24 protein-coding genes and 1 pseudogene are annotated in these 22,050 nt (G+C 58.5%); 7 read left to right on the plus strand and 18 right to left on the minus strand.

Going from position 1 to position 22,050, the window contains the following annotated elements; all coding sequences use genetic code 11:
• Positions 1-14: 14 nt before the first annotated feature.
• From CQ041_RS20450 to thrS, 8 genes are all read right to left on the minus strand, one after another.
• A complete protein-coding gene (locus CQ041_RS20450) occupies positions 15-371 on the minus strand; it encodes a MerR family transcriptional regulator (protein ID WP_003174972.1) in 357 nt (118 codons plus the stop codon).
• Positions 352-654 carry an integration host factor subunit alpha gene (ihfA, locus tag CQ041_RS20455; protein ID WP_002553164.1) on the minus strand — a complete coding sequence of 101 codons (303 nt, stop codon included), beginning with the start codon at positions 652-654 and terminating at the stop codon, positions 352-354. The genes CQ041_RS20450 and ihfA overlap by 20 nt, the downstream gene beginning before the upstream one ends.
• A 3-nt stretch (positions 655-657) precedes the next feature.
• Positions 658-3,036 carry a phenylalanine--tRNA ligase subunit beta gene (gene pheT, locus CQ041_RS20460; protein WP_105524075.1) on the minus strand — a complete coding sequence of 793 codons (2,379 nt, stop codon included), beginning with the start codon at positions 3,034-3,036 and terminating at the stop codon, positions 658-660.
• A 26-nt stretch (positions 3,037-3,062) separates the two neighbouring features.
• Positions 3,063-4,079, minus strand: a complete 1,017-nt coding sequence (gene pheS, locus CQ041_RS20465; RefSeq protein WP_017737822.1) for a phenylalanine--tRNA ligase subunit alpha — start codon at positions 4,077-4,079, stop codon at positions 3,063-3,065.
• 109 nt (positions 4,080-4,188) lie between these two features.
• Positions 4,189-4,545 carry a 50S ribosomal protein L20 gene (rplT, locus tag CQ041_RS20470; protein ID WP_003174975.1) on the minus strand — a complete coding sequence of 119 codons (357 nt, stop codon included), beginning with the start codon at positions 4,543-4,545 and terminating at the stop codon, positions 4,189-4,191.
• A gap of 30 nt (positions 4,546-4,575) precedes the next feature.
• Entirely contained in the window at positions 4,576-4,770 is a 195-nt protein-coding gene (gene rpmI, locus CQ041_RS20475) for a 50S ribosomal protein L35 (RefSeq protein ID WP_002553160.1), read from the minus strand.
• Between the two features lie 60 nt (positions 4,771-4,830).
• Positions 4,831-5,382 (minus strand): translation initiation factor IF-3, encoded by a 552-nt coding sequence (gene infC / locus CQ041_RS20480; RefSeq protein WP_177429407.1) that lies wholly within the window; start codon positions 5,380-5,382, stop codon positions 4,831-4,833.
• Positions 5,382-7,304, minus strand: a complete 1,923-nt coding sequence (gene thrS / locus CQ041_RS20485; RefSeq protein WP_105524076.1) for a threonine--tRNA ligase — start codon at positions 7,302-7,304, stop codon at positions 5,382-5,384. Before thrS ends, infC begins: the two co-directional genes overlap by 1 nt.
• Positions 7,305-7,670: 366 nt before the next feature.
• On the opposite strand from thrS, the gene CQ041_RS20490 reads away from it, so the two are divergent.
• Together CQ041_RS20490 and CQ041_RS20495 are read left to right on the plus strand one after the other, a co-directional pair.
• A complete protein-coding gene (locus tag CQ041_RS20490; protein ID WP_105524077.1) occupies positions 7,671-7,985 on the plus strand; it encodes a hypothetical protein in 315 nt (104 codons plus the stop codon).
• Positions 7,986-8,274: 289 nt separating this feature from the next.
• A complete protein-coding gene (locus CQ041_RS20495; protein ID WP_003234260.1) occupies positions 8,275-8,487 on the plus strand; it encodes a cold-shock protein in 213 nt (70 codons plus the stop codon).
• A 73-nt stretch (positions 8,488-8,560) separates the two neighbouring features.
• Here CQ041_RS20495 and CQ041_RS20500 read toward each other — a convergent pair whose 3' ends face one another.
• The gene (locus CQ041_RS20500) at positions 8,561-8,881 is read right to left on the minus strand and encodes an I78 family peptidase inhibitor (RefSeq protein ID WP_105524078.1); all 321 of its coding nucleotides are present in this window, start codon (positions 8,879-8,881) and stop codon (positions 8,561-8,563) included.
• A gap of 144 nt (positions 8,882-9,025) precedes the next feature.
• Positions 9,026-9,334, minus strand: a complete 309-nt coding sequence (locus CQ041_RS20505) for a hypothetical protein (RefSeq protein ID WP_105524079.1) — start codon at positions 9,332-9,334, stop codon at positions 9,026-9,028.
• 158 nt (positions 9,335-9,492) lie between these two features.
• Here CQ041_RS20505 and CQ041_RS20510 point away from each other — a divergent pair, with 158 nt between their 5' ends.
• Positions 9,493-9,705: a hypothetical protein gene (locus CQ041_RS20510; RefSeq protein ID WP_105524080.1), complete on the plus strand. Its 213-nt coding sequence runs from the start codon at positions 9,493-9,495 to the stop codon at positions 9,703-9,705.
• 33 nt (positions 9,706-9,738) lie between these two features.
• Here the strand turns inward: CQ041_RS20510 and CQ041_RS20515 are convergent, their stop codons facing one another.
• The 7 genes from CQ041_RS20515 to CQ041_RS20545 are packed head-to-tail and all read right to left on the minus strand — an operon-like array spanning position 9,739 to position 16,697.
• A complete protein-coding gene (locus tag CQ041_RS20515; protein WP_105524081.1) occupies positions 9,739-10,767 on the minus strand; it encodes a nucleoside hydrolase in 1,029 nt (342 codons plus the stop codon).
• Between the two features lie 26 nt (positions 10,768-10,793).
• Complete coding sequence (rbsD, locus tag CQ041_RS20520; protein ID WP_105524082.1) at positions 10,794-11,198, minus strand: D-ribose pyranase; 405 nt, start codon at positions 11,196-11,198, stop codon at positions 10,794-10,796.
• Positions 11,195-12,109, minus strand: a complete 915-nt coding sequence (rbsK, locus tag CQ041_RS20525) for a ribokinase (protein ID WP_105524083.1) — start codon at positions 12,107-12,109, stop codon at positions 11,195-11,197. Before rbsK ends, rbsD begins: the two co-directional genes overlap by 4 nt.
• A gap of 23 nt (positions 12,110-12,132) precedes the next feature.
• A complete protein-coding gene (locus CQ041_RS20530; protein ID WP_105524084.1) occupies positions 12,133-13,155 on the minus strand; it encodes a LacI family DNA-binding transcriptional regulator in 1,023 nt (340 codons plus the stop codon).
• Between the two features lie 3 nt (positions 13,156-13,158).
• Positions 13,159-14,136, minus strand: coding sequence for an ABC transporter permease (locus CQ041_RS20535; RefSeq protein ID WP_105524085.1), 978 nt, complete (start codon positions 14,134-14,136; stop codon positions 13,159-13,161).
• The gene (locus tag CQ041_RS20540) at positions 14,133-15,686 is read right to left on the minus strand and encodes a sugar ABC transporter ATP-binding protein (protein ID WP_105524086.1); all 1,554 of its coding nucleotides are present in this window, start codon (positions 15,684-15,686) and stop codon (positions 14,133-14,135) included. The genes CQ041_RS20535 and CQ041_RS20540 overlap by 4 nt, the downstream gene beginning before the upstream one ends.
• Positions 15,687-15,743: 57 nt before the next feature.
• Complete coding sequence (locus CQ041_RS20545; protein WP_105524087.1) at positions 15,744-16,697, minus strand: sugar ABC transporter substrate-binding protein; 954 nt, start codon at positions 16,695-16,697, stop codon at positions 15,744-15,746.
• Positions 16,698-17,122: 425 nt separating this feature from the next.
• Here CQ041_RS20545 and CQ041_RS20550 point away from each other — a divergent pair, with 425 nt between their 5' ends.
• From CQ041_RS20550 to CQ041_RS20560, 3 genes and pseudogenes are all read left to right on the plus strand, one after another.
• Positions 17,123-18,211 (plus strand): asparaginase, encoded by a 1,089-nt coding sequence (locus CQ041_RS20550; protein ID WP_105524088.1) that lies wholly within the window; start codon positions 17,123-17,125, stop codon positions 18,209-18,211.
• Positions 18,212-18,417: 206 nt separating this feature from the next.
• Positions 18,418-18,669 carry a DUF1654 domain-containing protein gene (locus CQ041_RS20555; protein WP_105524089.1) on the plus strand — a complete coding sequence of 84 codons (252 nt, stop codon included), beginning with the start codon at positions 18,418-18,420 and terminating at the stop codon, positions 18,667-18,669.
• Positions 18,670-18,673: 4 nt separating this feature from the next.
• Positions 18,674-19,063, plus strand: a pseudogene (locus CQ041_RS20560) (endonuclease); the annotation flags it as partial.
• 85 nt (positions 19,064-19,148) lie between these two features.
• Here CQ041_RS20560 and CQ041_RS20565 read toward each other — a convergent pair.
• Complete coding sequence (locus tag CQ041_RS20565) at positions 19,149-20,081, minus strand: AraC family transcriptional regulator (protein ID WP_105524090.1); 933 nt, start codon at positions 20,079-20,081, stop codon at positions 19,149-19,151.
• 586 nt (positions 20,082-20,667) lie between these two features.
• Here CQ041_RS20565 and CQ041_RS20570 point away from each other — a divergent pair.
• The gene (locus CQ041_RS20570) at positions 20,668-22,017 is read left to right on the plus strand and encodes an MFS transporter (protein WP_105524091.1); all 1,350 of its coding nucleotides are present in this window, start codon (positions 20,668-20,670) and stop codon (positions 22,015-22,017) included.
• Positions 22,018-22,050: the final 33 nt, after the last annotated feature.

A 22,050-nucleotide genomic window follows, 5' to 3' on the forward strand; every position in this document is an offset into this window, starting at 1 on the left:
TTTAAAAGCCGGATTTATTTCTTCAAAACCACCAGCACATCTTCGAGTTCGGAGATCATCTGGCGGATCAGTTGCTTGTATTGGGTGGTGTCGTCTTTGGCTTCATCACCGGACATACGCTGGCGCGCGCCGCTGATGGTGAACCCCTGGTCGTACAGCAACGCACGGATCTGTCGGATCATCAGCACATCCTGGCGCTGATAATACCGACGGTTCCCGGTGCGTTTGACGGGGTTGAGTTGAGGAAACTCCTGCTCCCAATAGCGCAGCACGTGCGGTTTTACCGCACAAAGCTCGCTGACTTCACCAATGGTGAAGTAGCGTTTGCCTGGGATGACGGGTAGCTCGTCGTTATGACTTGGTTCCAGCATAAGCCTCAACTCGGGCCTTCAACTTCTGCCCTGGACGAAAGGTGACCACACGGCGAGCCGTGATCGGGATTTCTTCTCCCGTTTTTGGATTGCGGCCAGGCCGCTGGCGTTTGTCCCGCAGGTCAAAATTGCCGAAACCGGACAATTTGACCTGTTCGTTGTCTTCCAGAGCGTGTCTGATTTCTTCAAAAAACAGCTCGACCAATTCCTTGGCCTCGCGTTTGTTCAGACCCAGCTCTTCGTACAGACGTTCCGCCATCTCAGCTTTCGTCAAAGCCCCCATACGTCACTTCCTTAACGTGGCGTTCAACCTTTGTTCGAGCGAGGTGAGGATATTTTGTGTCGTGGTATTCACCTCATCATCATTAAGAGTGCGCGATGGATGCTGCCAGGTCAAGCCAACTGCAAGGCTTTTTCTATGCGGATCAATACCTTTACCCTGATAGACGTCAAATAGCCTGAGGTCTGTCAGCCATTCCCCTGCATTTTCACGGATTACCTCCAGAACAGCAGTGGCGGCCACGTCACGATCAGCGATCAACGCCAGGTCACGACGTACCTCGGGGAAGCGCGACAGCTCGCTGAATTTCGGCATCTTGCCCGAGGCCACTTCAGCCAAGACTAGCTCAAAAACGAATACCGGGCGGTCGAGCCCCAGGGTTTTCGACAGCTCAGGGTGAATAGCGCCGACGTAGCCCACCAGACGACCTTCGCGCTCGATGCGCGCCGTCTGGCCAGGGTGCAACGCAGGATGCTTGCCCGGTACAAAGCTGAACGCATCCAACGCACCGGCAAAGCCCAGCACCGCTTCCACGTCAGCCTTGACGTCAAAGAAGTCCACGGCGTCGCGACCTTGCGCCCAGCCTTCCGGCAGACGACTACCGCAGACCACACCCGCCAGCATTGGCTCTTGCTTCAGGTCGTCGAGTTGACCGACAAAACGCAGGCCGCTTTCGAACATCCGCACGCGGTCTTGCTGACGGTTCAGGTTGTGGGAAAGTGCTTTCACCAGGCCTGGCCACAGAGACGAACGCATGGCGGCCATGTCGTTGGAGATCGGGTTGGCCAGCAACAGTGGCTCGACGCCCGGGTTGAACAGTTCGAACTGTCGTGGGTCGATGAAGCTGTAGGTCACCGCTTCCTGATAACCACGGGCAACCAGCAGGCGACGCAGCTCAGGCAGGTGCGCACGCGCTTCGGCCTTGGGCTGTGGCGCCAGGCGCGCTTGCGGGTAACGAACCGGCAGGCGGTTGTAGCCGTACAAGCGGGCCAGCTCTTCGATCAGGTCAACTTCCAGGCTGATATCGAAACGATGGCTTGGTACTTCAACCTGCCACTGCCCTTCCCCACTGGTGGAAATGGCCAGGCCGAGTGCGGACAACAGTTGCTCGATTTCGGCAGGCGCGATCACAAGGCCAAGCATCTGCTCAACGCTTTTGGCGCGCAGGGTGATCGGCGCAATGGACGGCAGGAACTGCTCGTTGACCGTTTCAATGATCGGACCGGCTTCGCCACCGGTGATTTCCAGCAGCAGGCCAGTGGCGCGCTCCATGGCTTCACGGGCGAGCTTCCAGTCCACGCCACGCTCGTAGCGGTGCGAGGCATCGGTGTGCAGGCCGTAGGAACGCGCCTTGCCAGCGATGGCGATCTGGTCGAAAAACGCGCTTTCAAGGAATACGTCACGGGTGGTGGCGGATACACCGCTGTGCTCGCCACCCATCACGCCGGCGATGGCCAGGGCGCGGGAGTGGTCGGCGATGACCAGGGTGTCGGCACGCAGGCTGACTTCCTGGCCGTCGAGCAGCACCAGTTTCTCGCCTTCTTCGGCCATGCGCACACGGATGCCGCCGTTGATTTCGGCGAGATCGAAGGCGTGCAGGGGCTGACCCAGCTCCAGCATCACGTAGTTGGTGATGTCGACGGCAGCATCGATGCTGCGCACGTCGGCGCGGCGCAGGCGTTCAACCATCCACAGCGGGGTTGGCTTGGACAGGTCGACGTTGCGGATCACACGACCCAGGTAGCGCGGGCAGGCACTGGCTGCCACGACGTCGACAGGACGGGTTTCGTCATGCACCGCAGGCACAGCTGCCACGACCGGGCGTGTGACCGGAGCGTTGTACAGCGCGCCCACTTCACGGGCCAGGCCGGCCAGGGAGAGGCAGTCGCCGCGGTTCGGGGTCAGGTCGACCTCGATGCTCGCGTCTTCCAGCTCCAGGTAAACGCGGATGTCCTGGCCCACTGGCGCGTCGGCCGGCAGTTCCATCAGGCCATCGTTGCCTTCACCCACTTGCAGCTCGGCTTGGGAGCACAGCATGCCGTTGGACTCGGCGCCGCGCAGCTTGGCTTTCTTGATCTTGAAGTCGCCCGGCAGTTCGGCACCGAGCATGGCGAACGGGATCTTCAGGCCCGGGCGCACGTTGGGCGCTCCGCACACGACCTGGAAGGTTTCCGCGCCATTGCTGACTTGGCAAACACGCAACTTGTCAGCGTCGGGATGTTGCTCGGTGCTCAGCACCTCGCCCACCACCACACCGCTGAAGACACCGGCGGCCGGGGTGACGCTATCGACCTCAAGACCGGCCATCGACAGACGAGCAACCAGCTCGTCGCGACCTACCTGCGGGCTTACCCAGCCACGCAGCCATTGTTCACTGAATTTCATCCTGCTCTCCTAAAGATTCGTTACGACTAGCGAAATTGCGCGAGGAACCGCAAGTCGTTGTCGAAGAACAGACGCAGGTCGTTCACGCCGTAACGCAGCATGGCCAGACGCTCGACGCCCATGCCGAAGGCAAAGCCCGAGAACTCTTCCGGGTCGATCCCGGACATGCGCAGCACGTTAGGGTGAACCATGCCGCAGCCCATCACTTCCAGCCAGCCGGTCTGCTTGCAGACGCGGCAGCCTTTGCCACTGCACATCACGCATTCCATGTCGACTTCAGCGGAAGGCTCGGTGAACGGGAAGAACGATGGACGGAAACGCACTGCCAGTTCTTTCTCGAAGAACACCCGAAGAAATTCTTCGATGGTGCCTTTGAGGTCGGCGAAGTTGATATCGCGATCAACCAGCAGGCCTTCGACCTGGTGGAACATCGGCGAGTGAGTGATATCGGAGTCGCTACGGTACACACGGCCTGGGCAGACGATGCGGATCGGCGGCTTGTTCGCTTCCATGGTGCGGACCTGTACCGGCGAGGTATGGGTGCGCAACAGCATGTTCGCGTTGAAATAGAAGGTGTCGTGCATCGACCGGGCCGGGTGGTGGCCTGGGATGTTGAGCGCCTCGAAGTTGTGATAGTCGTCTTCGACCTCAGGGCCTTCGGCAATGCCGTAGCCGATATGGGTGAAGAACTGCTCGATACGTTCCAGAGTCCGGGTAATCGGATGCAGGCCGCCCGAGGCCTGGCCACGACCAGGCAAGGTGACGTCAATGGATTCGGCGGCGAGTTTGGCCGCAAGATCGGCCTCCTCCATCGTCGCCTTGCGCGCATTGAGCACCTCTGTAACACGCTCCTTGGCCACGTTGATCAGCGCACCGACTTGCGGACGCTCTTCAGCCGGCAAATTCCCCAGGGTCTTCATCACCTGAGTCAATTCACCTTTTTTGCCAAGGTAGTGAACCCGGATTTGCTCCAGGGCATTGATATCTTCAGCGCTTTGCACAGCCTCAAGAGCTTGGGCGACGAGCGCGTCCAGGTTTTCCATGTACAGACTCCAGATACAAAATAGGGGAAGAGCTTGAAGGCTCTTCCCCTATTTAAGACGTTTACCACCTTGGGCTGCAGGAGCAGCCCAAGGTGATTGTCGGGGGTACTTAAGCCAGAGTGGCTTTAGCTTTCTCGACAATCGCAGCAAACACCGCTTTTTCGTTCACTGCCAGTTCGGCCAGAACCTTACGGTCGATCTCGATGGAAGCTTTTTTCAGGCCAGCAATGAAACGGCTGTAGGACAGACCGTTAACACGAGCACCAGCGTTGATACGAGCGATCCACAGAGCGCGGAACTGACGTTTTTTCTGACGACGGTCACGGTAAGCGTATTGGCCTGCCTTGATTACCGCTTGCTTGGCAACACGGAATACGCGTGAACGCGCGCCGTAGTAGCCTTTAGCAAGTTTCAGAATTTTTTTGTGACGTTTACGGGCAATGACGCCACGCTTTACACGAGCCATGAGTTACTTCCTCTAGTCTTGATCCAAAAATTAACGAAGGCGCAGCATGCGCTCGACTTTTGCCACGTCAGACGGATGCAGCAAGCTGCTACCGCGCAGTTGACGCTTACGCTTGGTCGACATTTTGGTCAGGATGTGGCTCTTGAAAGCGTGCTTGTGCTTGATACCGTTAGCAGTTTTCAGAAACCGCTTAGCAGCACCACTTTTAGTCTTCATCTTTGGCATGTTCGGATACTCCGCATTCAGTTGATAAACATAATCAGAAGGCCTGCCGTGCCCTGTTGATTACTTCTTCTTTTTCGGGGCGATGACCATAATAAGCTGGCGTCCTTCCATCTTAGGATGCTGTTCGACCGAACCGTACTCGAGCAGGTCAGCTTCAACCCGCTTGAGGAGTTCCATCCCCAGCTCCTGGTGGGCCATCTCACGGCCGCGGAATCGCAAGGATACCTTGGCCCTGTCCCCATCACTCAGGAAACGTACCAGGTTGCGCAGTTTTACCTGGTAATCCCCTTCCTCCGTCCCTGGACGAAACTTGATTTCTTTTACTTGAATCTGCTTCTGATTCTTCTTCGCTGCAGCAACCTGTTTCTTCTTTTCGAAGATCGATTTGCCGTAGTCCATCACCCGGCAAACAGGCGGGACTGCGTCGGCGGAGATTTCCACCAGGTCCAATTTGGACTCTTCAGCGATACGAAGCGCTTCATCAATCGAGACGATGCCAATCTGCTCGCCGTCAGCGCCAATTAACCGAACCTCGCGTGCCGAGATATTCTCGTTGATCGGGGCTTTCGGTGCAGCTCGTTTATCTTGTCTCATTTCACGCTTAATAATAATTACTCCGAATCTGGGCGACCACGCCGGGAAACCGCTTGCGCGAGGAACTCAGCGAACTGGGCGACGGGAATCGAGCCCAGGTCAGCACCTTCACGAGTACGCACAGCGACAGTCTGCATCTCGACTTCCCGATCTCCGATAACCAAAAGATAGGGAACCTTGAGCAAAGTATGCTCGCGGATTTTAAAGCCGATCTTTTCATTTCTCAAGTCGGACTTGGCACGAAACCCGCTTTCGTTGAGAGTTTTTTCAACTTCGGCGGCAAAATCTGCCTGTTTATCAGTGATATTCATGATCACTGCCTGGGTCGGCGCCAGCCACGCAGGGAACGCACCCTCGTAGTGCTCGATCAGGATCCCGACGAACCGTTCGAACGAGCCGAGGATCGCCCGGTGCAGCATAACCGGGTGTTTACGGCTGTTGTCTTCGGAGACGTATTCGGCTCCCAGACGGATCGGCAGGTTAAAATCGAGCTGCAGGGTACCACACTGCCAGACGCGGCCAAGGCAATCTTTCAGCGAGAACTCGATCTTCGGACCGTAGAAAGCACCCTCGCCCGGCTGCAGATCGTACGCAAGGCCCGCGCTGTCGAGCGCTGCAGCCAATGCGGCTTCGGCGCGATCCCACAGTTCGTCGGAACCGACGCGTTTTTCCGGACGAGTGGACAGTTTCATCTCGACATCGGTGAAGCCGAAATCGCGATAGACGTCCATGGTCAGTTTGATGAACGCGGCGGATTCAGCCTGCATCTGCTCTTCAGTGCAGAAAATGTGGGCGTCGTCCTGGGTAAAGCCACGCACACGCATGATGCCGTGCAGCGCACCCGATGGCTCGTTACGGTGGCAGGCACCGAACTCGGCCAGGCGCATCGGCAATTCGCGGTAGCTTTTCAGACCCTGGTTGAACACCTGCACGTGGCAAGGGCAGTTCATCGGCTTGATGGCGTAGTCGCGGTTTTCCGACTGGGTGGTGAACATGTTGTCGGCGTAGTTGGCCCAGTGCCCGGATTTCTCCCACAGGCTGCGGTCAACGACTTGAGGCGTCTTGATCTCCAGGTAGCCGTTGTCGCGCTGAACCTTGCGCATGTACTGCTCGAGCACCTGGTACAGGGTCCAGCCGTTCGGGTGCCAGAACACCATGCCCGGCGCTTCTTCCTGGAGGTGAAACAGGTTCAGGCGCTTGCCGATCTTGCGGTGGTCGCGCTTCTCGGCTTCTTCGATGCGCTGGATGTAGGCCGCCAGCTGCTTCTTGTCAGCCCAGGCGGTGCCGTAGATCCGTTGCAGTTGCTCGTTCTTCGCGTCACCCCGCCAGTAGGCGCCAGACAACTTGGTCAGCTTGAACGACTTGAGGAAGCGCGTGTTCGGTACGTGCGGGCCACGGCACATGTCGACATATTCTTCGTGGTAGTACAGGCCCATGGCCTGCTCGTCCGGCATGTCTTCTACCAGGCGCAGCTTGTAGTCTTCGCCACGGGCGGTGAACACGTCGATCACGTCGGCGCGCGGCGTGACTTTCTTGATCACGTCGTAATCTTTCTCGATCAGCTGGTGCATGCGCTGTTCGATGGCGGCCAGGTCGTCCGGTGTAAAAGGACGCTCGTAGGCGATGTCGTAATAGAAACCTTCTTCGATGACCGGGCCGATCACCATTTTCGCCGTTGGGTACAGCTGCTTGACCGCGTGGCCAATCAGGTGGGCGCAAGAGTGGCGAATGATCTCCAGCCCCTCTTGATCCTTGGGCGTGATGATTTGCAGGCTGGCGTCCGAGGTGATCAGGTCGCTGGCGTCAACCAGCTTGCCGTCGACCTTGCCGGCCACGGTGGCCTTGGCCAGGCCTGCACCAATGGATGCGGCGACCTCGGCTACGGAAACCGGATGATCGAATGAACGTTGACTGCCGTCGGGAAGAGTAATAGTTGGCATGGCGCCTCCTCTCCTAGTGGTGACCCCTACCAAAGGTCACGTGGGTTGGGATGAGCCAGTACAAGATCCAATACCAGGCCGTCCAATGATGAACGCCTGCCTTACAGCGGCAGGAGCCTTTCGGCCAACCGATAATCGAACCAGAGTGACTGGAGTGAGCTAAAAAGAACATGGCAAGGCGGCAATGGGCGCGCCTGGAAATAGCCAGGGCAACGATGCTAGCACAGATGAACGGTCATCGCGCCCGCCCCCACCTGTGTAACAGGAAATTCCATCCTTTATAGCCGCAAAAGTGAACTTGGGCTGTACGCCGGCCCTCAAACCCACTGAGAATCGCTGTTCGTCCTCGAATCAAAGGAGCACTTCATGATGCGTTTTACCTCTACCCTCGCCCTCGCCGCTTCCCTGACCCTCCTTTCTCTCGGCGCTCAGGCAGCCGCCCCGTCGAACTGGCCAGCGGGCGCCCGCGACAGCTTCGTCAGCGACTGCAGCGCAGCCGCCAGCCAGAACGTGGACGTCAAAACTGCCAAAGCCCACTGTGAATGTGGCGCCGACAAAATCAACGCCGAGTTGACCACCGCAGAAATCAAGGAACTCATGACTAACCAGAACGCCAAGCCGGAGCTTAAAAACAAGGCTGTCGCGGCGATTTCGTCCTGCAAAGTCGTGAAGAAAAAGTAATAAAGGCCACTGATCAGGCGCGCGTTTTGCCAGAAAAACCGCCTCAAAACTGCCTTTTCTCACAAATTACGCAGCTTTAACGGCTTTTTTTACAGCCTTACATTTCGCGCCAAAGCCCCGTAAATCGGGGCTTTCAGCCGATCACGGCACTAAACGCAACGCTATTGATTAGCAAACAGTGCCTTGGGGGGGCTCCCAAGTCGAACATTTCGACTATGATAGCCCGGTGTGCCCAGTTGGCCTGAGCAGCACAGTACTACTGAAAATATATGTTTCTTGGAGATACACCATGTCTAATCGCCAAACCGGCACCGTTAAATGGTTCAACGATGAAAAAGGCTTCGGCTTCATCACTCCTCAAGGTGGCGGTGACGACCTGTTCGTACACTTCAAAGCTATCGAAAGCGACGGTTTCAAAAGCCTGAAAGAAGGCCAAACCGTTTCCTTCGTGGCTGAGAAAGGCCAAAAGGGTATGCAAGCTGCACAGGTTCGCGGCGAGTAATTCTCCGCTGAGCTAAAAAAACCCCGTCCATGTGACGGGGTTTTTTATGGGCGCTGCAAAAGCCAGGAATGACTTAGCCGCAATTGACCCGCGTGATCACCAGATTGTCATCGGTGTTCAGGTTCAAGCGGTCGGAGCGGTATTCCAGCGTGATCATGTCGTTGGGCTTGAGGATCCGTGCATTCTGCGCACCGGCGCGAGTGCGGGCCTGCTCCAGCAACTGAGGCGAGGCTTTCTGGCCGATGGTGAATTCGGCGGCTTTCGACTCACAGCGGCTATGACCGGTGGCGGCCACGGTGGCGTCTTTGGCTGGCTCAGAGGCACCCGGGGTGCTGCAACCCGCCAATGCGAGTGCTGCCAACAAAGTACCGAATGATGCGAGCTTCCAAGGCATGAAGCCTCCTATGATAAAAAATGGACAGAGTTCGTGCGACAGCGAACACAAGGATAGGTTTCAAGACGTAAACCGTCGCGTCGCAAGTCTGCCTGACTCTCGACTGGCATTCGCCCGGTGAATCGTGACCGGATATGAACGTAATCAATAGACGTCAATGTAGTCAAACGCGGGCGTCGGCCAGTTCTGCTGCAATGCATTGAAAATCTGCGTCACCCACACTTCATCGCTTGCCGCGACGTTACCGACATAACCTGAACCCTTGGCCCAGGTCTCCAGGCGAAACAGCAGCCCATCAATGTCGACACCGCCCACAATCTTCCCGCTGGAGATGTAAGCGATTCCGGCCTGGGTGACCCGCAATTGGGCATGTTCATCATCACTGGCGCTGGCGAGGAGTTGGCGCACGGCGGCCAGCGTGAGGTTCTCGGGGTTGCTCAAATCGATCTGCACGCGGTTGTTCCCGGCAATTAAACAGGCGCACAGTGTCGCATAGCCCTCCCCTCATGCCTAAGTAGGAGTGCCAAGCGGCCTGCAAAATGGTTAACTGCCCGCGCAATGATTGCGCACCCGCGCACGCCCCAAGCCTTATTCAGCCCCACGAGACAGTCATGACCACCGTAACGCTCCAAGCCGACATCAAAGCCAAGTGGCCACAGGGCCAGAGCTCCTACAGCCCCGGCAGCCCGGAAGAATTGGCGATCATCGGTATCGACCTGCTGGTCAAGGAACTCGGCACCCAGGCGGCTCAAGCGTTCATCGGCCAGATATTCGAGAAATACCCGGCCGATCACATGGGCGCGTTCAACCCCGAGCGCGAGTAAGGGCCGGTCGGCGAATGCCCACCGGCACGCGCACTACTTCAATCGCGCCAGGCGCTCGGTCAACAGATCGAAGAAGCCCTGAGCGTCGCCGTTTTCCACCCAGAACACATTCTTGTCCTGCTTGAGGCCGTCATACCAATCGACGATGGTCTGGCCGAAGGTCGAGCCTTCGCGGCTGTCCACCACCATATTGGCCTGGCGCCCGGTAAACAGCGAAGGCTTGAGCAGGTACGCGATGACTGTGGCGTCATGCACCGGACCACCCGGGATGCCGTAGTGCTCCATGTCGCCCTTCACGTATTCGTTGAGAATACTGCTCACGACGTGGCTGGCGTTGTTGTTCAGGCCGGCGATCTTTTTCAGGCGCGCCTCGCTGGTCAGCACCTTGTGGGTCACATCCAACGGCAGGTAGGTGAGCTTGACCCCACTCTTGAGCACGATCTCCGCCGCCACCGGGTCGGCGAACAGGTTGAACTCGGCCACCGGCGTGATATTGCCGCCGTTGAAGTGCGCGCCGCCCATCACCACCACTTCCTTGATGCCCTGGGTGATTTCCGGCGCCTGGGTGAGCGCCAACGCGAGGTTGGTCTGCGGGCCGAGCATCGCGATGGTGATGCTGTGGGGCTTGGCAGTGCTCAGGGTCTTGATCAGGTAGTCAACCGCGTTGCCGTCCGCAAGGCCCTTCTTGGGCTCGTGCACCGTGACACCGGAAATGCCCTCCTTGCCGTGGATATTCTCGGCATAGATCGGCTTGCGCAGCAGCGGCGCCGGCGCACCGGCATAGACCGGAATGTCCTCGCGCGCGGCCCATTCTCGTGCCAGGCGCGCGTTACGCGAGGTCTTGTCCAGGCGCACGTTGCCGGCGACCGTGGTCAGCGCACGGATGTTGAGCTCGTCTGGCGAGGCCATGGCAAACAGCAAGGCCACTACGTCATCGGCGCCGGGATCAGTGTCGATGATCAGGTCGATTTTTTCCGCCGCATGGGCGCTTGCAGCGGTGAGCGCGGACAAAAGCAGGACACTCCGAAACAGATTTCTCAAGGTTGGGAGACCACGTTGCATAAAACACTCCTTGTCGTTGGGACACTCTAGAAGGTTACGCCGGACACCAGCGCGATATTGCAATACGGTTGGCACTCTCCAGTCCGCACAACGGCGCGTGCGGTGCGGCTGAGCGCCTTGAATTGTTCATGACTCAGCAACCGTCGCTCACCCAGCGCAGCCTGTTCGGCCAGGCTGTTGAGCTCGGCCAATGCCGGCGGCTGCTTGAGCAGGATTTCTTCGGCCAATACATGGCTTTCCACCTGCATCTCGCTGAGCACGATGCGCAGGGTGCTGATGAAATCCGGAATGCCTTGGGTCAATGCCAGATCGATCAATTCGACACCCGGCGGCACCGGCAGGCCAGCATCGCCGATCACCAGCACGTCGCCATGCCCCAGGGAGGCGATGAGCCGCGACAGCGCGATGTTGAGCAAGGGGGTCTTTTTCATGGTGCAAAACCTTGTACGTCGTTAAGCGTAGGAATGGAGGGTTGTGCGCCGGCCCGCGTGACCGACAGCGCAGCCGCGGCCTGGCCAAAACGGATGGCCTCGGCTTCACTTTTGCCGCTGGCCAGGGCCGCTGCAAAGCCACCTACAAAAGTATCGCCAGCCGCCGTGGTATCCACCGCCTTGACCTTGGGCGCCAGCAGGTGCTCGAAACCGCTGCCGTCTGCAAACAAGGCGCCTTGCGAACCCAGGGTAATGATAACTTTACCGGCACCGGCCTTGATCAGTTGCGTCGCGGCCAGCCTGGCGCTGTCGAGGCAATCGACCGTCACGCCACTCAGGGCGCTGGCCTCGCTTTCGTTGGGGATCAGGTAGTCAATCGAGGCATACCACTCGGCCGGCAACGGCGCGCTGGCGGGCGCTGGATTGAGAATCACCGTCTTGCCCAGCTCGCGCCCACGCTTGAGGGTGTAGCCCACCGTGTCCATCGGCACTTCCAGTTGGCAGATGATCACATCGGCGCCCTGCAATACAGCATCAACGGCCTGCATTGAAGTGGGCGTCAGCTCGGCGTTGCTGCCTGCGACGATCACGATCGCGTTCTGGCTGCTGTCGTCCACCACGATCAACGCCACGCCACTGGAACCTTCCACGGTACCGACCGCCTGGCAGTCAATGCCTTCCACCCGCAACGCCTCACGCAACTGGGTGCCGTAGGCGTCGGTACCGACACAGCCGACCATCGCCACGTCAGCGCCGAGACGCGCTGCCGCCACCGCCTGGTTGGCGCCCTTGCCACCGGAGACGGTGGAAAACGTCTGGCCGACCAGGGTTTCACCGGCGCGCGGCAAACGGCTGGCGCGCGTGACCAGGTCCATGTTCAAGCTGCCTACTACCACTACTTTTGCTGGCATACATCAATACTCATCAATTCGGTTCAGCGGTATTGGGCGAAGACGCCGGCGACGGGCGCCGTCGATTCACGCAAGACGATGCTCGGCGTCACGATACGTTGATCGACCGCCAGTTGGGGTGTCGCAATTCGTTTCAGCAGAAGTTCGGCGGCAGTCTCGCCCAGTTGCACGATCGACTGCCCCACCGTGGTCAGCGCCGGGTAGACGTAGCGGCTCATCTGAATATCATCGAAACCGATCACCGACAGCTCGCCGGGCACGCGGATATTGCGCTCCGCTGCCGCGCGCAAGACGCCAAAGCCGATCATGTCGTTACTGGCAAAAATTGCGCTGGGCGGGTTGTCTGCCAGCAATTGCACGGCGGCGGCATAACCGCCGATGCTGGTGAAATCGCTTTCGACGGTTCGATTGAGCGCCACCGACACGCCCGCCTCGTGCAATGCCCGCTGATAACCGGCCAGGCGCATCTGCGCAACGCGGGTGCGCGCGGGGCCGCCGATGCAGGCGATGTCGCGGTGACCCAACTCCAGCAGGTGCCGGGTCGCCAGGTAGGCGCCCTCCTCGTGATCGATACGCACCAGGTCGACATCAATGCCGTCCAGCGCCCGGTCGACAATCACCATGGGCGTGCGAACGGCGCTCAGGCCTGCGGCCAGGCCACTGTCGTCGCCGCCCACTGACGTGACGATGAGACCGTCGATACGTTTTTCCAGCAACACGCGTAAATAATTGCGCTGCTTTTCGGCATTGTCGTCGGAGTTGCAGAGGATCACGCAGTAGCCATTACGCTCGCAATAATCCTCGATGCCCCGGGCCAGCTCCGCAAAGTACGGGTTGAGGCTATTGGGCACCAACAAGCCGATGGTGGCCGTGGTCTTGGCCTTGAGCGAACGCGCCACCGCGCTGGGCACGTAGTCGAGCTGCTTGATCGCCGCTTCGACCTTGAGCCGGACCGGCTCGCTGACCGGGCGTGATTTATTCACCACGTGGGACACCGTGGTATAGGAAATACCCGCGAGCGCCGCCACATCCTTGATCGTAGCCATGACTCAAGCCCGCCGACTGGCGCGCTGGCTGCGGTAGGTATCCAGGACCACTGCGATGACGATCACCGCACCGGTGATGATGCGCTTGGTCGGCTCCGTGGCCCCAATCTGCGCCAACCCGGCGGCCAGCACCGAAATAATCAGCACACCAAAAAACGTGCTGATGACCGAGCCGCGCCCGCCCATCAGGCTGGTACCACCGATGACCACGGCCGCGATCACTTGCAGCTCCAGGCCAGAACCGGCGTTCGGGTCGGCGGCTTCCAGACGGGAAATCTGGAACAACGCCGCCACGCCCGCCAACAGGCCCATGAGGCTGAATACCAGGATCTTGTAGGGCTTGGGATTGATCCCGGCCAGGCGCACGGCCTCTTCGTTGGTGCCGATGCCAATGAGGTAGCGACCGAAAACCGTACGCGTGAGCACCAACTGCGCAGCAATGATCACCAGCAAGGCAATGATGAACGACGGCGAAATACCGAAGGCAATCGGGTTTGACAGCCAGGCGAACGAATCACCGATATACGCGGTACGCGAACCCGTCATCTGGTACGCCACGCCGCGGGCCATTTCGAGCACACCGAGGGACACGATAAACGAGGGAATGCGCCAGGCCACGGTGATCGAGCCGGTGAGGGTGCCGGCCAATGCCGCGCAGCCCATGCCCAGCAATGCGGCCGGCAATACACTCCAGCCCCAGCCCAGGATTGCCACGCTGACCGCCGACGCTGCCAACGCCAGCACCGAGCCGACCGACAAGTCGATGCCGCCGATGATCAGAATGAAGGTCATGCCGACCGCCAGCACCATCAGGTCGGGAATCTGGTTGGCCAGGGTGCTGAACGTGTCGTAGGACAGGAAGTGATCGCTGAGCACCGAGAACAGCGCGATCATTGCCAGCAACGCGCCTGCCAGTCCCAGGTAAGTGCCCAGGCCATAGAAGTTGCCGCCGGTTTTAGCGGGGGAAGCGGTGGTTTTCATGGGGTATCCCTAAGCGCTGCTTCGTTGAGCAACGCATCACGTTTCTGGTAGCCGGCAAAGGCGGCGGCAAGCAAGTCGTCCTGGGTCCAGCTGTCACGCTCGAAGGTCTCGATCAGGCGCCCGGCGGACAGCACGCCGATGCGATCGCAGATCAGCATGAGTTCACGCAGGTCACTGGACACCACGACCAGCGCTTTGCCCTGGCGCGTCAATTCGCCGAGCAAGGCATAAATGTCGAACTTGGCGCCGACGTCAATGCCACGCGTGGGCTCATCGAACAGCATCACCGAGCAGTCGCGCTCCAGCCAGCGGCCAATAACGACTTTCTGCTGGTTGCCGCCGGACAGCTCCGACACCAACTGCGCCGGACCGGAACTGCGGATGCGCATGGCATCGATCTGACGCTTGGCCAATGCCGTTTCATTGCGGCCATTGACCACCCCGCCGCCGGAAATTTCCGGCATATTGCCCAAGGCGATATTGGCGCTGATGGATTGGGTCAGCAGCAAGCCTTCGCCCTTGCGATCCTCGGTGATCAGTGCAATGCCGTGGCCCACCGCATCCACCGGCGAGCGAATGCTCACCACTTGGGCGGGCGAACCGAGGGCAACGGTGCCGCTGTCGGCCAGGTCGGCCCCGAAGATCAGCCGCAGCAGTTCAGTTCGACCGGCGCCGATCAGGCCGGAGATACCGTAAATCTCGCCGGCACGCACTTCAAAGGACACATCGCGAACCTTGTCCGAGCGGCTCAGTCCTTTGACCGTCAGGGCAGGACCGCCAATGGTGCGCGGGCCCAGATCGATCTGTTCACCCAGTTCGCGACCGACCATCAGGGTCACCAGTTGCTCACTGTTGTAGTTGGCCATCGGTTCGACACACACCAGCTTGCCGTCACGCAGCACCGCAATGCGCTGGGCGACGCGGGCCAGTTCTTCGAGCCGGTGCGAAATATAAATGATCGCCACGCCCCGGGCCTGCAGGCGGGTGATTTGCTCAAAGAGCATCTCGACTTCACGGGCAGTCAGCATGGCCGTGGGTTCGTCGAGAATCAGCACATGACAGTCGCCAATCAGGTTGCGGGCGATCTCGACCATTTGCTGATGGCCGATGCCCAGGCTGCCGACCAGGGTATCCGGGTCGATGGCGTCCAGGCCGACCTGGGCCATGGCTTCAATGGCGTCCTTGCGCAACTGCTTGCGGCTGATCCAGCCACCGCGGCTGGGCAGATTGTGCAAAAACAGGTTTTCGGCCACGGTCAGGGTCGGCAGCAGGTTCAGTTCCTGCATGACCATGCGCACGCCCAGCGCTTCAGCTTGGGTACGGCTGGCGGGCTGGTAGTCCTGACCATTGAATTGCATGTGCCCGGTGGTCGGTGTGACCAGCCCGCCGATGATCTTCGACAGGGTACTTTTGCCAGCGCCGTTCTCACCGGTCAGCGCCAGCACTTCCCCGCGATTGAGGGTCAGGGTGATGTCGGACAGCACCGGTTGGGCATAGGTCTTACCGATACCGCTGACCGAGAGGACAGCGTTCGGGGCGGAAGATGACATAGGAAAATCTCCAGGCGCCCGCTCAGGACGAGCGGACGCTGTTGGGTGCTGCCAGGATTACTTCTTGAGGACGAGTTCGACCGGGGTTTCGATCACGCCGTCGTTGGCATCGACTTTTTCACCCTTGACCAGCTTCAACGCGTTCTGGATACCGAATACGGCTTGCTGGGCAGCAGCCTGGTCAGCCGTCGCGAGCACGCGGCCATCCTGCAACATCGGCTTGATGGCTTCGATGTTGTCGTAGCCTACGACCAGCACTTTGCCAGCCTTGCCTGCCGCACGCACGGCGGAGACCGCGCCCAGCGCCATGTTGTCGTTACCGGCCAGCAGGGCCTTGAGGTCCGGGTACTCGCTCAGCATGGCGGAAGCCACTTTGCGACCTTCGTCAATTTCCCAGTTACCGGATTGGGTGGACACGATCTTCAGGCCGGCAGCGTCCATTGCATCCTTGAAACCGGCGGTGCGCTGCTGGGCGTTGGTCGTGGTCGGCACGCCTTCGATGATGCCGACCTTGTCACCCGAGGCCAGTTGCTTGGCCAGGTAGTCGCCCACCAGCTTGGCGCCCTTGCGGTTGTCCGGACCCACGAACGGGATGTCGAGGTTTTTGCCTTTCAGCACGCCCGGATCGAGGCGGTTGTCGATATTGACGATCTTGATGCCGGCCTTGGAAGCATCCTCCAGCACTTTCACCAGTGCCTTGGAGTCTGCGGGCGCAATGACGATCGCATCGACCTTGGACAGGATCATCTGCTTGACGATATCGATCTGCGCACTGGTGTCGGTTTCGTTCTTGATCCCGTTGGTGATCATGTCGAAGTCGGCGGCATGTTCTTTTTGATAAGTCTTGGCACCGTCTTGCATGGTGACGAAGAATTCATTGGCAAGGGATTTCATGACCAGGCCGACCTTGGGTTTGGCGGCGTCGGCAAAGGCAGAGGAAAGCGGCAAAGCAGCGGATGCGGCAGCAAGCACAGCGACAGCAAGAAGACGTCCAGCAAATGGCAGCTTCATGGGTTCACTCCGATCTTATGATTATTTTGAGCAACGTTCGCGTCGCCAGGCTGCGGTTGCAGGGGCCTAGCGACACATCTCGCAAACGTTTGCGTTGCTCAAACTATGAGAACCTTGTCGAAATTTGTCAACGGGAGAAAATTGCCGCGGATTTCGTCTTTGTTTATCAGGCTCGACTCGATCGTCATGCTTTCGGACAACCGAACGGGAATCCCTCCGTTGTTCGGAAAGCCGGACACAAACCTGGGAGAAGCTGGCGATATTTAGACATAAATACATATATATCAACAAATTACCCTGTTTTATCTACTACCTCCTTCTCTGGTACAAATCCTGCTCCTACACAGCGGCTCGCGGCGCACATCACCGCCCGGGTGTCTGGATGAACCTGCTACAGCACTCGTCAAAAACCAGAGAGAAAAATAATGAAATCTGCATTGAAGAACTTTGTACCGGGCGCATTGGCCCTGCTGCTGCTGTTCCCCGTTGCCGCCCAGGCAAAGGACGTCGAAACCAAGACCAAACTGTCCAATGTGGTGATCCTCGCCACGGGCGGCACCATTGCCGGCGCAGGCGCCAGCGCGGCCAACAGTGCCACCTACCAGGCCGCCAAAGTCGGTATCGAGCAATTGATCGCCGGTGTTCCTGAGCTTAGCCAGATCGCCAATGTGCGCGGCGAGCAAGTGATGCAAATTGCTTCCGAGAGCATCAACAACGAAAACCTGCTGCAACTGGGCCGTCGCGTCGCCGAACTGGCCGACAGCAAGGATGTGGACGGCATCGTGATCACCCACGGTACCGACACCCTGGAAGAAACCGCCTACTTCTTGAACCTCGTGGAAAAAACCGACAAGCCGATCGTGGTCGTCGGCTCCATGCGCCCAGGCACCGCCATGTCGGCGGACGGCATGCTCAACCTCTACAACGCCGTGGCCGTGGCGGGCAGCAAGGACGCACGCGGCAAGGGCGTGCTGGTGACCATGAACGACGAGATCCAGTCGGGTCGCGACGTCAGCAAGATGATCAACATCAAGACCGAAGCGTTCAAGAGCCCATGGGGCCCGATGGGCATGGTGGTTGAAGGCAAATCCTACTGGTTCCGCTTGCCTGCCAAGCGCCACACCTCGGGGTCGGAATTCGACATCAAGACCATCAAGAGCCTGCCTGACGTGGAAATCGCCTACGGCTACGGCAACGTGAGTGACACCGCCTACAAGGCCTTGGCCCAAGGTGGCGCCAAAGCCATCATCCACGCCGGTACCGGTAACGGCTCCGTGTCGTCCAAAGTGGTACCTGCGCTGGTCGAACTGCGTAAACAAGGCGTGCAGATCATTCGTTCTTCCCACGTGAATGCCGGTGGCATGGTGCTGCGCAACGCTGAACAGCCTGACGACAAGTACGACTGGGTCGCCGCGCTCGACCTGAACCCGCAGAAAGCCCGCATCCTGGCGATGGTCGCCCTGACCAAGACCCAGGACAGCAAAGAGCTGCAACGCATTTTCTGGGAATATTGATTCCCGCTGCATGACCTGAAACTGGCTTGTGGGGTGAGCGGGGCAAGCCCGCTCACTGCAAACAGATCGCTCCTACATTTTTATCCTTTGCGGCCTGCAGGAAATTGCCTGATCGACTGTCAGACGTACACGTTGAACCTTAAACAGTTGCGAAAACGCTCACAGTTAAATACTGTATGCACGTACAGCTAATTAAGGATTTCTCCGTGGCAAAGTCCTCTTCCGCAGCACCCTCCCCACCTGATGCCTACCAACGCCTGGCCATCCGGGTACAAAAGATCATTAACTCGACCAATGCCCAGAAGTCCAAGGCCGCCTTGATCTTCCGTTTGCCGGACGAGCCGGAGGATGAATGGCAGCGCTTGCTGGAGGAAATTGCGGAGAACGACAACGTGACCCTCGCTTATCGAGACGACGGCGGCGTGCAGATTTTCTGGGTTGTGCCGAAGGAAGATTGATTCAATGAGTGTCCGTTTTATTGCGGTGTGTTGCCTGTTGTTTGCCGCGACCGTCCATGCCCAGGCGCCCCGACCCTTCAGCGAAGCCAAGAAAGTCGCCTGGAAACTTTAAGCATCACAATCCACCGAGTTTTATTGCGGCTGCAAATACACCGGCAATCGCGTCGACCTCGAAGCCTGCGGCTACGTCCCGCGCAAGAACGCTGGCCGTGCGGCCCGTATCGAGGGGGAGCATATCGTTCCCGCCTGGTAGGTCGGCCATCAGCGCCAGTGCTGGCAGGACGACGGGCGAAAGGACTGCACACGCCGCGACGACGTTTTCAAACGTGCAGAAGCAGACCTGCACAACCTGGTGCCGAGCATTTGCGAGGTTTATCCGAGAGAGTCCCGTTTTTAAGACGCGTCGACATTCTTTCCCCTGGCGCATTTACAGCAAGATAACCTGCTGATTAGCTTTGCCTTATGAAGCGAATGGCGCTTCACGTACTGGACGGCGATTGCGGCGTATCAGGATTGAGTTGCTGACGTCTGAATTGCCCCGGGGGCTGGCCATGTATTTGGCGAAAACGTCGGGAGAAATAAGCTTCATCAGCGAAACCGCAGAGTCTCGCCACCTCCCCCACGGGCCGTGTTCCATTGAGCAAAAAATTGCGCGCCGCGTGCATCCTGCGCTCAAGAACCAGCTCGGTGAACGTCTTGCCGATTTCCTTGCGTAACCAGTGCGTCAGGTACGTCGGTGAAAGGTACGTCGCGGCAGCAACCTTGATCAGGTTGAGATCGGGGTCAGCGATATTCTTGCGCAAATATTCGGACATCCTGCTCAGTGCGTCGCGTCGGCTGGCTTCAGCGGCATTTTCTTCAGCCAACCGTTTAAGCGGCTCGGCGTACAAGGCACAGACGCTGCCCACCATTTGCAGCAGCAGCCCCTTGAGCATCTCGCGAGTACCGAACTGACGGTTTCCATCCAGCACTCGCATCTGTTCGATCAAGGCACAAACGCGGATGAAATCCTCATCACCAAGAATGAAATCCAGGTGCTCCTGAAAGCGGAACGGCGACAACTCGGGCGCCAGGAGAATCGAGACTTCCTCCAGATCCATCGGATCGCACTGCAAGTGCGGCAGCAGAAAGGTCTGGGAAAAATTGATGACCATGAAATTGCTGTCGGCTGGATGCGGAATCACGTGCACGCGATGCGGCAGTATGAAGGCGAGCGTGTTGCGCGGGAAAGGACGCACGACGTTGCCGATGTGCTGCACGGTATCGCCACCCAGGTTGACCTGGATCTGAAAGTACTCATGTCGATGCGGGCTGGTTTCGGCGTGCCGTCCTTTCTTGTCGCGGATGTAGAAGTCCGTCAGTTCGCTGCGCTGCTGCATGACATAGGTGGGTACTCGGCTCGTTGACGACATCGCCTGAGGATCCTCGATAGGTACATGGACAGGTTGTCGTCGCGCCGGGATGCCGACGGCGACGAGGGTGATTGTGTAGGCGTAAACGGTTGAATATCAACCGGTCATAGGATGATACCGGGTCGCATAAAAATAATTGCATGAGCGAGTGCCAGGTCGAGCGTCCAAAAAATCAACGTCCAAATATAAATTTTAATTGCTTATAAAACATATAGTTAACAATCAAACCTAACAGAAAAATAGAAAACTTCTGATTAGCTTTTTCTTGGACACCTGCGTTAACGGCTGTTTTCAAGAGAAAAAACGGTCTAACGCCTCCGTTGATTTCAGATGGTTGTACGATCACCTTAATGGCCAATGCAGCCCGACCCTTCTAAAAACAATCAAAAGGTGCGCACCCATGACCCAGCATTTCACCCTCTCGACTCCTCCCCCGAATGCCCCTGTCCGAAGGCGTATCTGATCGCCTGACAGCAGCTGTTCGCGCCTTTTATTCAAGTAGCGATTGCTATGCCCCGACCCCGAAGGCATCGGCTTCGGCTGCGCGCGAACATCTCGATTCTTCTAACAATAAAAAGGTCTACTCATGTCGAACTCGCAAACCACCTCGTCCACCGCGCCGTCGCTGGGTGTCGGTGCCCGGGACGCCGTGCAGCCACAACGACTGCCAACGCGTCGGCGCTGGTTAATGCTGTCGCTACTGCTGATCGCAACCATCATCAACTACATCGACCGGGTGAACATTTCGATTGCGGCACCGTTCCTTGCCAAGGATCTGGGCCTGGACAAGATCGAAATGGGCCTGATTTTTTCTGCATTTGCATGGACGTACGCCCTCGCCCTAGTGCCCGCTGGGTTTGTGGCGGATCGCTTCGGATCCCGATTCACCTACGGCGTATCACTGATCAGTTGGTCGACCGTCACCGTGTGCCAAGGCTTCGCCACGGGCTTCGCGTCTCTGTTCGGGCTGCGCCTGGCGGTCGGTGCCATGGAGGCTCCAGCCTTTCCGGCCAATAGCCGCGCGGTGACGGTGTGGTTCCCAGCCCGGGAACGGGGCATGGCCAGCAGCATTTACGTATGCGGCCAGTATCTGGGCACGGCACTGTTTACCGGTGTGCTGTTATGGCTGGCGACAACCTATGACTGGCGACATGTGTTTTACAGCACCGGCGCACTCGGCATTGTCTTCGGTGTGGCCTGGCTATACCTATACCGCGATCCATTGAACTGCAAAAAAGTCAGCAAGGAAGAACTGAGGTACATCGAGTCCGGCGGTGGCCTGGTAAAGAGCAGCCAGGAACGAACTAAATTCAACTGGCGGCAGATCGCAGAGCTTTTCAGCTATCGGCAGATCTGGGCGATTTGCATCGGCAAGTTCGCCAGCACCTCGGCGTTGTACTTCTTCCTGACCTGGTTCCCGACGTACCTGATCGAAGAGCGCAAGCTGACCATGATCAAGGCCGGGATCTTCGCGGTATTGCCGTTCGTAGGCGCGACAGTAGGAATTTTGCTCGCCGGCATTGTCTCCGACCTACTTATCCGCCGCGGCTACTCAATGTCTTTCGCTCGCAAGCTGCCCTTGGTAGTCGGATCGATGCTGGGGATGTCTATCGTTCTGGTGAACTTCACCGACTCGAACGTAATCTGCATTGCCGTGCTGACCATCGCCTTCTTCGCCCAGGGCATCGCCTCGTCCTCGTGGGCGGCGGTATCGGAGGTGGCGCCCAAGGAACTGATCGGCCTGACCGGCGGGGTCACCAGCCTGGCCGCCAATATCGGCGGAATTGTCACCCCGATCGTGATTGGCGGCATCGTCCACGCAACCGGCACGTTTGCCTACGCCTTCTGGTTCATTGGCGGCGTGGCGCTGATTGGCACCTTGTCTTATTCGTTGCTGCTCGGCCGCTTGTATCGCATTGAACTCAAGGCGCGCTGAGCTCAGAAAAGCGTTTTTCTCCAACACGAAGCG

It is taken from the genome of Pseudomonas sp. MYb60 (assembly GCF_002979555.1).
Lineage (GTDB): Bacteria > Pseudomonadota > Gammaproteobacteria > Pseudomonadales > Pseudomonadaceae > Aquipseudomonas.

What these genes read in the sequence shown, in the direction of transcription:
- CQ041_RS20495 (WP_003234260.1), top strand. Translation starts at nt 8,275, where the DNA reads ATGTCTAATCGCCAAACCGGCACCGTTAAATGGTTCAACGATGAAAAA.
- CQ041_RS20450 (WP_003174972.1), bottom strand. Translation starts at nt 371, where the DNA reads ATGCTGGAACCAAGTCATAACGACGAGCTACCCGTCATCCCAGGCAAA.
- CQ041_RS20530 (WP_105524084.1), bottom strand. Translation starts at nt 13,155, where the DNA reads ATGGCTACGATCAAGGATGTGGCGGCGCTCGCGGGTATTTCCTATACC.
- CQ041_RS20565 (WP_105524090.1), bottom strand. Translation starts at nt 20,081, where the DNA reads ATGTCGTCAACGAGCCGAGTACCCACCTATGTCATGCAGCAGCGCAGC.
- CQ041_RS20570 (WP_105524091.1), top strand. Translation starts at nt 20,668, where the DNA reads ATGTCGAACTCGCAAACCACCTCGTCCACCGCGCCGTCGCTGGGTGTC.
- CQ041_RS20545 (WP_105524087.1), bottom strand. Translation starts at nt 16,697, where the DNA reads ATGAAGCTGCCATTTGCTGGACGTCTTCTTGCTGTCGCTGTGCTTGCT.
- thrS (WP_105524076.1), bottom strand. Translation starts at nt 7,304, where the DNA reads ATGCCAACTATTACTCTTCCCGACGGCAGTCAACGTTCATTCGATCAT.
- rbsK (WP_105524083.1), bottom strand. Translation starts at nt 12,109, where the DNA reads ATGCCAGCAAAAGTAGTGGTAGTAGGCAGCTTGAACATGGACCTGGTC.
- CQ041_RS20515 (WP_105524081.1), bottom strand. Translation starts at nt 10,767, where the DNA reads ATGCAACGTGGTCTCCCAACCTTGAGAAATCTGTTTCGGAGTGTCCTG.
- rbsD (WP_105524082.1), bottom strand. Translation starts at nt 11,198, where the DNA reads ATGAAAAAGACCCCCTTGCTCAACATCGCGCTGTCGCGGCTCATCGCC.
- rpmI (WP_002553160.1), bottom strand. Translation starts at nt 4,770, where the DNA reads ATGCCAAAGATGAAGACTAAAAGTGGTGCTGCTAAGCGGTTTCTGAAA.
- CQ041_RS20540 (WP_105524086.1), bottom strand. Translation starts at nt 15,686, where the DNA reads ATGTCATCTTCCGCCCCGAACGCTGTCCTCTCGGTCAGCGGTATCGGT.
- CQ041_RS20535 (WP_105524085.1), bottom strand. Translation starts at nt 14,136, where the DNA reads ATGAAAACCACCGCTTCCCCCGCTAAAACCGGCGGCAACTTCTATGGC.
- CQ041_RS20500 (WP_105524078.1), bottom strand. Translation starts at nt 8,881, where the DNA reads ATGCCTTGGAAGCTCGCATCATTCGGTACTTTGTTGGCAGCACTCGCA.
- CQ041_RS20490 (WP_105524077.1), top strand. Translation starts at nt 7,671, where the DNA reads ATGATGCGTTTTACCTCTACCCTCGCCCTCGCCGCTTCCCTGACCCTC.
- CQ041_RS20510 (WP_105524080.1), top strand. Translation starts at nt 9,493, where the DNA reads ATGACCACCGTAACGCTCCAAGCCGACATCAAAGCCAAGTGGCCACAG.
- rplT (WP_003174975.1), bottom strand. Translation starts at nt 4,545, where the DNA reads ATGGCTCGTGTAAAGCGTGGCGTCATTGCCCGTAAACGTCACAAAAAA.
- CQ041_RS20550 (WP_105524088.1), top strand. Translation starts at nt 17,123, where the DNA reads ATGAAATCTGCATTGAAGAACTTTGTACCGGGCGCATTGGCCCTGCTG.
- pheT (WP_105524075.1), bottom strand. Translation starts at nt 3,036, where the DNA reads ATGAAATTCAGTGAACAATGGCTGCGTGGCTGGGTAAGCCCGCAGGTA.
- ihfA (WP_002553164.1), bottom strand. Translation starts at nt 654, where the DNA reads ATGGGGGCTTTGACGAAAGCTGAGATGGCGGAACGTCTGTACGAAGAG.
- pheS (WP_017737822.1), bottom strand. Translation starts at nt 4,079, where the DNA reads ATGGAAAACCTGGACGCGCTCGTCGCCCAAGCTCTTGAGGCTGTGCAA.